This is a genomic window from Streptomyces sp. NPDC017520 (assembly GCF_044329855.1).
GTDB lineage: Bacteria > Actinomycetota > Actinomycetes > Streptomycetales > Streptomycetaceae > Streptomyces.
Genome location: NZ_JBIRKB010000003.1, coordinates 421,946 through 433,293, shown reverse-complemented (window position 1 = coordinate 433,293; position 11,348 = coordinate 421,946). Strand labels below are relative to the sequence as shown.

9 protein-coding genes are annotated in these 11,348 nt (G+C 73.3%); 5 read left to right on the top strand and 4 right to left on the bottom strand.

Going from position 1 to position 11,348, the window contains the following annotated elements; translation table 11 throughout:
* Nucleotides 1-1,554 (top strand): zf-HC2 domain-containing protein (locus tag ACH4KB_RS09810; protein ID WP_398065352.1); only part of this gene is annotated, 1,554 nt, incomplete at its 5' end.
* Between the two features lie 48 nt (nt 1,555-1,602).
* On the opposite strand, the gene purU is transcribed toward ACH4KB_RS09810, so the two are convergent.
* Nucleotides 1,603-2,499 (bottom strand): formyltetrahydrofolate deformylase, encoded by an 897-nt coding sequence (purU, locus tag ACH4KB_RS09805; RefSeq protein WP_398065350.1) that lies wholly within the window; start codon nt 2,497-2,499, stop codon nt 1,603-1,605.
* A 28-nt stretch (nt 2,500-2,527) separates the two neighbouring features.
* The gene (locus tag ACH4KB_RS09800) at nt 2,528-2,974 is read right to left on the bottom strand and encodes a hypothetical protein (RefSeq protein ID WP_398065626.1); all 447 of its coding nucleotides are present in this window, start codon (nt 2,972-2,974) and stop codon (nt 2,528-2,530) included.
* A gap of 174 nt (nt 2,975-3,148) precedes the next feature.
* On the opposite strand from ACH4KB_RS09800, the gene ACH4KB_RS09795 reads away from it, so the two are divergent.
* The gene (locus ACH4KB_RS09795; RefSeq protein WP_398065348.1) at nt 3,149-4,420 is read left to right on the top strand and encodes an ABC transporter substrate-binding protein; all 1,272 of its coding nucleotides are present in this window, start codon (nt 3,149-3,151) and stop codon (nt 4,418-4,420) included.
* A gap of 14 nt (nt 4,421-4,434) precedes the next feature.
* On the opposite strand, the gene ACH4KB_RS09790 is transcribed toward ACH4KB_RS09795, so the two are convergent.
* On the bottom strand, nt 4,435-6,153 hold the full coding sequence (locus ACH4KB_RS09790) for a hypothetical protein (protein ID WP_398065347.1): 1,719 nt from the start codon (nt 6,151-6,153) through the stop codon (nt 4,435-4,437).
* Between the two features lie 187 nt (nt 6,154-6,340).
* A complete protein-coding gene (locus ACH4KB_RS09785; RefSeq protein ID WP_398065346.1) occupies nt 6,341-7,723 on the bottom strand; it encodes a transcriptional regulator in 1,383 nt (460 codons plus the stop codon).
* Nucleotides 7,724-8,012: 289 nt separating this feature from the next.
* Between ACH4KB_RS09785 and ACH4KB_RS09780 the strand changes: the two genes are divergently transcribed.
* The 3 genes from ACH4KB_RS09780 (at nt 8,013) to ACH4KB_RS09770 (ending at nt 11,268) form a co-directional block, all read left to right on the top strand.
* Nucleotides 8,013-8,699, top strand: coding sequence for a bifunctional DNA primase/polymerase (locus ACH4KB_RS09780; protein ID WP_398065625.1), 687 nt, complete (start codon nt 8,013-8,015; stop codon nt 8,697-8,699).
* Between the two features lie 83 nt (nt 8,700-8,782).
* On the top strand, nt 8,783-9,634 hold the full coding sequence (locus ACH4KB_RS09775) for an ABC transporter ATP-binding protein (RefSeq protein ID WP_398065344.1): 852 nt from the start codon (nt 8,783-8,785) through the stop codon (nt 9,632-9,634).
* Nucleotides 9,631-11,268: a transporter gene (locus ACH4KB_RS09770; protein ID WP_398065342.1), complete on the top strand. Its 1,638-nt coding sequence runs from the start codon at nt 9,631-9,633 to the stop codon at nt 11,266-11,268. The genes ACH4KB_RS09775 and ACH4KB_RS09770 overlap by 4 nt, the downstream gene beginning before the upstream one ends.
* The last annotated feature ends 80 nt before the right edge of the window (nt 11,269-11,348 follow it).

Below are 11,348 nucleotides of genomic sequence, written 5' to 3'. Positions count from 1 at the left end.
GGACCGGAAGAGGCCGAACCAGAAGGGGCCGGACCGGAAGAGGCCGGACCGGAACAGGCCGAACCAGAAGGGGCCGGACCGGAACAGGCCGAACCGGAAGGGGCCGGACCGGAAGGGGCCGGACCGGAAGGGGCCGAACCAGAAGGGGCCGGACCGGAAGAGGCCGAACCAGAAGGGGCCGGACCGGAAGAGGCCGGACCGGAACAGGCCGAACCAGAAGGGGCCGGACCGGAACAGGCCGAACCAGAAGGGGCCGGACCGGAAGAGGCCGAACCAGAAGGGGCCGGACCGGAAGAGGCCGGACCGGAAGGGGCCGAACCAGAAGAGGCCGGACCGGAACAGGCCGAACCGGAAGAGGCCCTCCCTGAACAGACCGGACCGGAACAGGCCCTCCCGGAACAGGCCCTCCCGGAGCCGCTCATGACCTCCGCCTCCGCCTCCGCCTCGGGCATCGACCTCCCCCACCGGGTCCTCAAGGCCCTCCTCGGCGCCTGGGCGCTGTCCGCCTGTTCGGCCGAGGAGACCGCCGCCGTGGAGGACCACCTCACCGCGTGCGCCCCGTGCGCGGACGAGGCGCTGCGGCTGCGGGACGCGGTGGGGCTGCTGCACACCGATGGCTCCCTGGATCTCGATCCGACGCTCCGGTCCCGGGTGATGGACGGCTGCCTGGGCCGCCGGCCGGCCCGGATCCCCGTGCCGGAGTACGCCGCCCCGTACGACGCCGAGACCGCCCGGCTCGACGCGCTGCTCCGCGACATCGGAGATTCGGAGTGGCACGCGCCGGTGCGCCTGCGGTGGTTCGAGGGGGAGCGCGAGGTCAGCCGCAGGACCACGGTCGCCGGGGTGATCGGCCACCTGATGGCGGTCGACGGGCTGCTGTCCGCCGCGCTCGGCCTCGACGACCCGCTCGGCGGCGGCGAGGCGCCGCTGGACCCCACCGAGCGCACCGAGAGGCACTGGTCGGCGGCGCACCGGCCGCCCACCCGGGCCGTCCGCGAACCCTGGCGGGCCCGGAGCCACGAGCTGATCCGCACGGCGTCCTTCGCCGGGCGGAACGTCGCCGAGACCTCCGTCTCCTACGGGGCCTTCGCCCTGCCGCTCCAGGACGCGCTGCTGGACCGCGCCTTCGAGTGCTGGGTGCACGGCGGGGACATCGCCGACGCCGTCGACTACCCGTACGAGGCCCCGTCGGCCGCCCATCTGCATCGGATGATCGACCTCGCGGCCCGGCTGCTTCCGGCCGCCATGGCGGGGCGCCGCCGCGCCGGGCTGGCAGGACCCGCGAAGGACCTCGTCGCGGCCGGTGCGCCGGGCCGCTCGGTCCATCTGGAGATCGAGGGCCACGGCGGGGGCGACTGGTACATCGCGCTGGACTCGCCGGCCGCCCTCGGCTCGCCCGAACGCACGGTGGCGCAGGTGGCCCTGGACGGGGTCGAGTTCTGCAAGCTCGCCGCGGGTCACATCTCGCCGGTGGAAGCGGCGGCGGGCCAGGAGGGCGACCGCGAGGCCATCCGCGACGTCCTGCTCGCGACGGCCTCGCTCAGCCGGCTGTAAGGTCCCGCCGAACGGCGCCGGGTCCTGCAAGGCCCCGCCGGACACGTCCTAGGCGAAGATCACCGTACGGCGGCCGTTGAGCAGGATGCGCCGCTCCGCGTGCCACTTCACCGCGCGCGCCAGCGCCTGGCACTCCACGTCCCGGCCGACGGCGACCAGCTGGTCCGGCGTCACGTCGTGACCGACGCGCTCGACCTCCTGCTCGATGATCGGACCCTCGTCGAGGTCGGCGGTGACGTAGTGCGCGGTCGCACCGATCAGCTTCACCCCGCGCGCGTGCGCCTGGTGGTAGGGCTTGGCGCCCTTGAAGCTCGGCAGGAACGAGTGGTGGATGTTGATGATCCGGCCGCTCAGCTGCTTGCACAGCTCGTCGGAGAGGACCTGCATGTAGCGGGCCAGGACGACCAGCTCGACGTCCTCCTCGCGGACCAGCTCCAGCAGTCGCGCCTCGGCCTCCGCCTTGTTGTCCTTCGTCACCGGGAGGTGCCGGAAGGGGATGCCGTACGAGGCGACGAGGTCGGCGAAGTCCGTGTGGTTGGAGACGACGGCCGCGATCTCCACCGGCAGCGCCCCGGTGCGGGAGCGGAACAGCAGGTCGTTGAGGCAGTGGCCGAACTTGCTGACCATCAGCACGATCCGCATGCGCTCGGCGGACCGGTGGATCTGCCACTCCATGCGGAAGGCCTCCCCGATCGCGGCGAAGCTGGCGCGGAGCTTGTCCACCGTCACGGTGGCGTCGGCCGAGAAGTGGACGCGCATGAAGAACAGACCCGTGTCGTGGTCCCCGAACTGCTGACTGTCCTCGATGTTGCAGCCGGTCATGAAGAGATAGCTCGACACGGCGTGCACGATGCCCTGTTTGTCGGGGCAGGAGAGCGTGAGGACGTACTGCTCGGTCGCGGCGGCGTCCGAGGCGGCGGAGGGGGCGGGCTGCGGCGCGGTCATCCTCGTAGGGTGCCACACCCGCCGTGTCTCAGGCGGTCCTGGTCATGATGCGGATGACGTCCAGCGAGCGGGGCGGTATGTCCGGATCCTCCGCGTCGTTGGTGGCGAGCATCACATGGGCCTCGCGGGCCGCGAGGACGGCCTCCGGCCAGCCGGAGTGCTCCAGATAGGCGGAGACGGGGGCGTCCGCCCCGACCTGGTGCATGATCCGCAGCACCCGCAGGGCGGCGGCGTCCACGGCGGCGGCCTCGGCGGAGTCCCTGAACATGGTGCCGACGTACTTCTCGGCGGACCAGTTGTCGAGCCAGGTGTCCTCGACCAGGCGGTACACGGCGTCGGTGACGTCCCCGTACCCTTCCTGGCCGGCGAGCCAGCACTCGTGGTGGAAGACGGGGTCGGAGAGCATGTGCAGCGCCGAGCGCACGTTGGTGCGCCAGCGCCACCACGGCATGTCAGTGAGCGGCATGTCGCCCATGGTGGAGGAGCGACGGCCGCGACGGGAAGAGTTCTCCGAACCTTGCTGCACGGTCATCGATCGTACGTTCCTTCACCGCGTCCCCGCACGGGCCCCCGTAATTCACCTGGGCGTCACCGTGCGTTGAGAACGGCACACCGCGCCGTTACCCGGGGCCCGGAAAGGTCCAGTCCCATGACCGGACGGCGACGCCTCACCTTTCCCCGCCCCTTCCCGGGCGTCATCAGCGCGGCGGCGGCGGGGGCGGTGCTGCTGTCCGGCTGCGGCGTGCTCCCTGGGGCCTCGGGGGGGTCCAGGGAGCCCGTCACCGTGATGACCTGGGCGCCCGACCGGTCGGAGGACATCAACGCGGTGAAGATGTCCGGGGTGCCCGCCATGGCGCAGACGTACGCGCGCTGGGTCAACGACACCGGCGGCATCGACGGGCGCGAGCTGAAGGTGGTCGTCTGCGACGAGGGCGACACCGCGCTCGGCGCGGAGCGGTGCGCGCGGGAGGCCGTCGAGAAGCAGGTGGCCGCCGTCGTCGGCTCGTACAGCCGCCACGGCCAGAGCTTCATGCCGGCGCTGGAGGCGGGCGGCGTCCCGTACCTCGGCGGCTACGGCGCCTCCACCGAGGAGTTCAGCAGCTACCTCTCGTACCCCGTCAACGGTGGCCAGCCGGCGCTGCTGGCCGGGCACGGACAGCAGTTGGGCCGCAGCTGCGAGCGGGTCTCGCTGGTGCGGCCCGACTCGATCGGCGGCGACGGCATGCCGCCGCTCCTGAACAACGGCCTGATGGCCGCCGACCGGCCCGCCTCCACCGACATCCTGGCCCCGCTGGACGCCACGTCCTACGACGAGCAGGCCGCGCAGGCGCTGGAACGGTCCGACGGCGGCTGTGTGACGGCGGTGCTCGGCGCCCGTACGGAGACGTTCTTCGACTCCTTCCGCCGCCTGGAGCCGGACGGCGAGCAGGTCAAAATCTCCTCCGTGCTGGGCAGCGTCAACCAGCCGCTCATCGACCGCACGGGCGGCCCGAACAGCCCCTTCGAGGGCGCCTACGTCACCGGCTGGTACCCGGACGCGAGGAACGCGCGCTGGAAGGAGATGCGCGAGGTGGTCGGCAAGTACGCCTTCGGGGACAACCGCATCGACCCGGACGACACCGCCGTGCAGACGACCTGGATCGCGTACACGGCGCTGCGGGCGGCCGTCCGGGCGATCGACGACGAGGAGGTCACTCCGGGCCGGGTCGTGGCCGCCCTCAACCGGGGCGTCGAGGTCGACACCGGCGGCCTGACCCCGACGCTCCGCTGGCGCTTCGAGGACCTGGTCGGCACATTGAGCTACCCGCGCATCGTCAACACGAAGGTGACGTTCCAAGTGGTCCGCGAGGGTCGGCTCACCGCCCAGAGGAAGGGCTTTGTCGACGTCTCGGACGCCCTGACGGACGCCCCGCGCAGCTGAGGGCTGCCCCGGGCTCAGAGCTCGGTGACCCCGTGCTTGGTCAGGCCGTACTTCGCCGCGATCGTGTTCCAGAGCTTGGACGCCTCGCGCTTGGCCTGGGTGGCCACCCCGCTCTGCTGGTTGGCCTTGGCCGTCTCGCTCGTCGACCGGGCCTGACCGCCCTTGCAGACGTGCTTCTGCTTCTTGGCCTGCCGCGCCCAGGTCGCGTAGTGCTCGTCGGCCGCCGCAGAGGCCTTCCACGCCCGGTTCAGCGATGCGGTCAGCTCCGCGTTCTGCGGGAGCTTGTCCACGGTCAGCCCTTCGAGCCGGGTCACCAGGTCGCGGCGCTGCTGGGCAGCGCCCTTGAGGTCGGCGTTGGCCCGGTCGAGGTCCTTGCAGGACTTGATCTTCTCGACCGCGCTGATCACCGCGGCCCGGCTGTTGTTGCTGTCGGCGAGCAGCTTGTCCAGCGCCTCGGCCTGCGGCTTCGCCGGGTCGGGGGCCGCCTCGGCCGTGGGCTCCGTGACCGCCGGTGAACTCTGCGCGGCGACCGGCTGTTTGTCGTCCTCGGCGGGATCGTCACCGCCGCTCAGCAGCGCGCCCGCGCCGAGTCCGATGACGGCGCAGCCCACGACGACCGCGGCGATCAGCGGAACATGCGCGGACCGCCGGCGCGGGGCGTCGCCGCTCGGCCGCGGAACCGGCCCGTCCTGCTCCGCACGGCCCTGGAAGCCCTGGAGGCCGGACTGGTAGCCCCCGGGCGCCTGCGGCGGCAACTGGCCGCCCTGGGGCTGCCCCTGAGGCTGCCCCAGGGGCTGCTGGGGCTGCTGGGGCTGCTGGGGCTGCTGGGGCTGATAGCCCTGCTGCTGGTACGAGGGCGGGGGCTGCTGCCCCGCGTCGTACTGCGGCATCTGCTGTGTGGCGCCCGCGGGTTCCTCGGAACGGAACAGGTTGTCGAACTCCGCGGGCGGCTGCCGGTCCCCCGGCGCGCCCGGCCTGACCCCGTACGGGGCTCCTCCGGGCACCGGGGGTATGTACTGGGTCGCGTCGGCGTCCCCGCCGCCCCCCGAGGGCGCCACGGGGCCGGGACCGCCCGGGACGGGCGCGATGTACTGCGTGGCGTCCGCGTCCCCGCCGCCCTGCGAGGGCCCCACAGGGCCGGGACCGCCCGGGACGGGCGCGATGTACTGCGTGGCGTCCGCGTCCCCGCCGGGAACACCCTGCCCGCCCTGGGCGCCCTGGGCGCCCGCCCCTGCCTCCGGCGGCAGCGGCTGCGCGTACGGCTGGGGCTGCTGGGGCTGCTGGGGCTGCTGGGGCTGCTGGTGGGGGTACTGCTGCGGGTACGCGCCGGGCTGCGGCGGCAGTTGCTGGGGCTGCTGGTAGGGGCCGGCCTGCTGAGGCTGCTGATACGCCCCGGGCTGCTGAGGCTGCTGATACGCCCCCGGCTGCTGATACGCCCCGGGCTGCTGGTACGCGTCCGGGCCCGGTGACTGCCGCACGGGCGGCAGGGGCTGCGCGGGCGGGTAGCCGTAGCCCGCTTCCGGCTGCTGCTGCTGCGGTCCGGGCGGCCCCCACTGCCCGTCCCACGGCTGACCGCCCGCCGGCGCCGCCTGCTCGCCCTGCTGCCCGCCCTGCCCGGCCCCGGGCGTCCCGGGGGTCCAGGGGGCTCCGCCGCCGGCAGGCAGCACGACACCCTCGTGCGCGGGTCGTGCGGCGGGGAGCTCGTGCTCGCCGCCCTGTCCGCTCTGCGTCACCAGGACTCCTACGTGTGAACCTACGGAACCGTCGGCTCACGCTATCGGGTGGTCACCCGCCTCCGCCAAGCGCGTGGTATCCCTCACGACGCCTTCACAGGGCCGGTAACACCGCGCCGCCCCGCGACGCTGTTAACGGCCGGACCGTCACGAACACGGCCCGGACCGCATCGGCGACCCCGTGCCCTCAGGCCGCCTGGAGCTCCAGCCGCTCGCCGAACTCCCGCACCGCGGGCTCCTCGCCGTAGGGCGCGAGCCGCTGCTGGAGGTCGTCGAGATATTCGGCGCCCCGGCTGGAGCGCACCGTCGACAGCAGCTCCATCGCCCGGGTGCCCGTGTGGCAGGCCCGCTCCACCTCCCGCTGCTGCACCTGCGCCGAGGCCAGCAGCACCAGCGCGATGCCCCGGCGCCTGGCCCGGGTCTCCGGCAGCGCGGCCAGCGCCTCCTTCGCCCGCCGGGCCGCCTGCTCCGGCTGCCCCAGGTCCCGGTGGCAGTGGGCCAGTTCGTCCGCGAGGTAGCCCGCGTCGAAGTGCGCGATCCAGACCGGGTCGTCGCCCGACTCCGGGCTCGCCTGTTCCAGCGCGGCGACCGCCCGCCCCGACACCGCGTGGCAGGTCCTGGCATCCCCGAGCAGCGCGTGCCCCCGGGCCTCCGCCGCGTAGAACATCGCCTGGGCGCGGGGCGTGACGTGTCCCCGGGCCCCTTCCTGCGCGGCGCGGGCCAGTTGGGCGATCTCGCGGGGGTTGCCGAGCTGGGCGGCGAGATGGCTCATCGACGCGGCGAGCACATAGCCGCCGTACGCCCGGTCGCCCGCCGCCTGCGCGAGCCGGAGCGCCTGGATGTAGTAGCGCTGGGCGAGGCCGGGCTGGCCGGTGTCGACCGCCATGTAGCCGCCGAGCTCGGCGAGCCGGGCCACCGCGCCGAACAGCTGCCGCCCCACCTGTTCGCGGTACGCCCCCGAAAGCAGGCCGGAGACCACGCTGTTGAGGTAGTGCACGAGCACCGGCCGCACATGGCCGCTGCCGAAGCGGTGGTCGAGGTCGGTCAGCGCGGTGGTCATCGCCCGCACCGCCTCGACGTCGGACATCCCGACCCGGGCCCCCGCCGTCCGCTCGACCTGTGCGTCCGGGCCCGAGATCAGCCAGTCCCGGCTGGGCTCGACCAGCGCGGACGCGGCGACCGCCGACCCCGCGAGGAGATCGCGGCGGCCCACGTCGCTGCGCCACAGCTCGCAGACCTGCTCGACGGCCCCGGCGACGGTCGGCGCGTACTGGAGGCCGACGCCGGAGGCCAGGTTCTTGCCGTTGGCCATGCCGATCTCGTCGATCGTGACCGTACGGCCGAGCTTGCGGCCGAGCGCCTCGGCGATGATCCCCGGGGCCCGGCCCCGGGGCTGCTGCCCCCGCAGCCAACGGGCCACGGAGGTCTTGTCGTAGCGCAGATCGAGACCCCGCTCGGCCCCGACCATGTTCACGCGGCGCGCGAGGCCCGCGTTGGAACAGGCGGCTTCCTGGATGAGCGTCTGGAGCCGTTCGTTGGGCTGGCGGGCTACGAGAGGCCTTGCTGCCATATGTCCCCCTGAAGCATCGGTTATGCGCAGTGATCGGTGGAAGGGATCACTGCCCGTCACATACTCAAGAAATGCGCATATTCCATCGGCATTCGGTACGGCCCTGGCGCGTTGCACCGTCGCGGAGGCCCGGAAGCGGCCCTGGCGGCGGTCCTGGAGGTGGTTACCCGCCCTTCGGTACGACGCCTCACGCGCGCCCCCGCTCGTGCACCGATGCGCCCCGCGTGCGGGCCCGATGCGCCGGGCCCCGGTTCAGGGGAGGCCGTAACCCCAGGTGACGGCGGGAGTTGTGCTGGGCGTGGAAGAGCCCATCGGAGTCATGGAAGCCGCACAGGTCCCTCAGCAGCGGGGCGAGCATCTGCTCGACGCCGCGGTGCGGTATGCGGAAGAGCGTCATTGGGACGTGTTCCCCGGCGTCTGGCTGGAGGCGGTGGGCGGCGGGGAGCGGTGTTCGTGCGGCGACGCCGGCTGCGCCCTGCCGGGGGCCCACGCGGGCCAGGCCGACTGGGCGGGCCGGGCGACCGGCAGCGGGGCCGCCGCCCGGCGCATGTGGAGCAGGCAGCCCCGCGCCTCGGTGCTGCTGCCGACCGGCCGGACCTTCGACGCGCTGGAGGTCCCGGAGTCCGCGGGGTTCCTGGCGCTGGCCCGGATGGAGCGGATGGACCTGACGCTCGGCCCGGTCACCCGCACGCCCGACCGCCGGATGCTGTTCTTCGTGCTGCCGGGCGCCGCCGCCAAGACCTCCGAGCTGGTGCGCGGGCTCGGCTGGAACGCCGAGGCGATCGACCTGACCGGCCGCGGCGAGGGTCACTACATCGCCGCCCCGCCCACCCGGGTCGGCGCCCGGGGGGCCGTGCAGTGGGCCCGGAAGCCCACCCATGCCAACCGCTGGCTGCCCGATGTGGACGAGCTGATCAGCCCGCTGGCGTACGCCTGCGCACGGGAGGCGGCCGACGCCCGTACGCGCGTTCCGTAGATCGCCCGGACGGCGTCTCCCGGGCTCCGGTCAGGCCTTTCGTAGGGTGGTCCCCATCTATGGGGATATCGAAAGGCTGTGCCATGCCGGACCGGGCAGATGCACGTACGAAGACAGGCGCGGAGACGGCCGCGGAGACAGCCACGACGGCGGGGGGCGCCCAGGAGGCCCGGCCCGCCGTCCGCGTACAGGGGCTGTGGAAGCGGTTCGGGGATCAGGTCGCCGTCGCGGGGATCGATCTGGAGCTTCCCGCGGGGAAGTTCGTCGGGCTGGTGGGGCCCAACGGGGCGGGCAAGACGACGACGCTCTCGATGGTCACCGGGCTGCTGCGGCCCGACCTGGGGAAGATCGAGGTCGCGGGCCACGACGTGTGGACGGACCCGGTCGAGGTGAAGTCCCGGATCGGGGTGCTGCCGGAGGGGCTGCGGCTGTTCGAGCGGCTCTCGGGACGTGAACTGCTTGCCTACAACGGGCGGTTGCGCGGCCTGCCGGGCGACGAGGTGGACAAGCGGGCCACCCAGCTGCTGGACGTGCTGGATCTCGCGGGCTCGCAGCACAAGCTGGTCGTGGACTACTCGACCGGCATGCGGAAGAAGATCGGGCTCGCGGCGGCGCTGCTCCACAACCCCGAAGTGCTCTTCCTGGACGAACCGTTCGAGGGCGTCGACCCGGTCTCGGCGCAGACCATCCGGGGCGTGCTGGAGCGCTACACCCGGTCCGGGGCGACCGTGGTCTTCTCCAGCCATGTGATGGAGCTGGTGGAGTCGCTGTGCGACTGGGTCGCCGTGATGGCGGCGGGCCGGATCAAGGCGCAGGGCACGCTGGCCGAGGTGCGCGGCGACGCCCCCTCGTTGCAGAACGCCTTCCTCGAACTGGTCGGCGCGGGCGGCCGGGACGCCGGCGACTCCCTCGACTGGCTGGGCGGCTCCCGATGAGCGTGCTGGACGCCCCGGTCACCTCGGCCGCCCCCGCGGCGCCGACGACGGGCCTCACCCCGGTCTTCGTCTCGCTGAAGCTGACGCTGCTGCGCAACGGGCTGCGGCAGTCCTCCGGGCGCAGGGCGGTGTTCATCACCTCCCTGGTCTTCACGTTGCTGCTCGCCGCGGGTCAGGTGCTCGGCCTGGTGCTGCTGCGCGGCAACGAGCACGCGGGCACCGTCGTGGTGCTGCTGACCGGGGTCGTGGCGCTCGGCTGGGCGGTGCTGCCGCTGTTCTTCCCGAGCGGTGACGACACCCTCGACCCGACCCGGCTGGTGATGCTGCCGCTGCAGCCGGAGCCGCTGATCCGAGCCCTGCTGGTGTCCTCGATGATCGGCATCGGGCCGCTGTTCACCCTGTGCCTGGTGGTCGGTTCGGCCATCGCGCTGGCGCACGGGGCGGCGGGCGTGGTGTTCGCGGTGCTCGCGGTCCCGCTGACGATGCTGCTCTGCGTGGCGCTGTCCCGGGCGGTGGCCACGGCCAACGTCCGGCTGCTGAACTCCCGCAAGGGCCGCGACCTCGCGGTGCTCAGCGGGCTGGTGATCGCGGTGGGCATCCAGTTCGTCAACTTCGGCGCGCAGCGGCTCGGTCAGGCCGGCGGGCTGTCCACGCTGGAACCGGCGGGCGACGTGGTCCGCTGGCTGCCCGGCGCCTCCGCCGTGGCGTCGGTGGACGCGGCCTCGGACGGCGCGTACGGGGTCGCGGTCGCCCAGCTCCTGATCACGGTGGTGGCCCTGGCGGCGCTGATGTGGATGTGGCGGCGGACCCTGGTGACGCTGATGACCTCGCCGGACGGTTCGACCCTGGCGGCGGCCGAGCCGGCCCGCAAGGAGTCCGGCCGGGGCGGGCTGTCCGCGCTGCTGCCGGAGGGCCGCACCGCGACGGTGATGCAGCGCAGCCTGCGGTACGTGGCCCGGGACCCGAAGACCAAGGCGGCCTGGGTGACGGCGCTGGCGGTCGGGGCGATCGTGCCGCTGCTCAACGCGGTCCAGGGCACCGGCTCGGTCTACTTCGCGTGCTTCGCGGCCGGGATGCTCGGCATGCAGATGTACAACCAGTTCGGCCAGGACACCTCGGCCTTCTGGATGGTGGCGCTGACGATCTCCTCGGCCCGGGACGCGTACGTCGAGCTGCGGGCGCGGGCGCTGGTCCTGCTGCTGCTCACCCTGCCGTTCACGCTGATCGTCTGCGCGGTGACGGCGGCGGTGATCGGTGACTGGCAGGCGCTGCCGGGGGCGCTCGGCCTGTCGTTCGCGCTGCTGGGCTCGATGCTGGCGACGGGCGCGGTGGCCTCGGCGCTGTTCCCGTACTCGATTCCGCAGGAGGGCGCGTTCAAGAACGTGGTGCCGGGGCAGGGCGGTCTGGCGTGGATCTCGATCCTCGGCGGCATGCTCGCCGCCGCGCTGCTGGCCGCGCCGGTGATCGTGCCGACCGTCTGGATGCACGTCACGGACCGCCACGACGCGCTGTGGCTCCTGGTGCCGGGCGGGCTCGTGTACGGGGCGCTCGTCGGGTGGGCGGGGCTGCGGATCGCCGCGCGGCGCACGGCGGCCCGGTTGCCGGAGATCCTGGCGGCGGTCAGCAAGGGCTGAAGCACCGCACGGCGGCCGGAGCACCGCCCGGCCGCCGTGCGGTGCCGCGTGCAACCGCGGGGTGCGTCGTGGTGTTGTTA

Coding starts and splice junctions, on each gene's coding strand:
- purU (WP_398065350.1), bottom strand. CDS start 2,499: ATGACCGCGCCGCAGCCCGCCCCCTCCGCCGCCTCGGACGCCGCCGCG.
- ACH4KB_RS09800 (WP_398065626.1), bottom strand. CDS start 2,974: ATGGGCGACATGCCGCTCACTGACATGCCGTGGTGGCGCTGGCGCACC.
- ACH4KB_RS09795 (WP_398065348.1), top strand. CDS start 3,149: ATGACCGGACGGCGACGCCTCACCTTTCCCCGCCCCTTCCCGGGCGTC.
- ACH4KB_RS09785 (WP_398065346.1), bottom strand. CDS start 7,723: ATGGCAGCAAGGCCTCTCGTAGCCCGCCAGCCCAACGAACGGCTCCAG.
- ACH4KB_RS09775 (WP_398065344.1), top strand. CDS start 8,783: ATGCCGGACCGGGCAGATGCACGTACGAAGACAGGCGCGGAGACGGCC.
- ACH4KB_RS09770 (WP_398065342.1), top strand. CDS start 9,631: ATGAGCGTGCTGGACGCCCCGGTCACCTCGGCCGCCCCCGCGGCGCCG.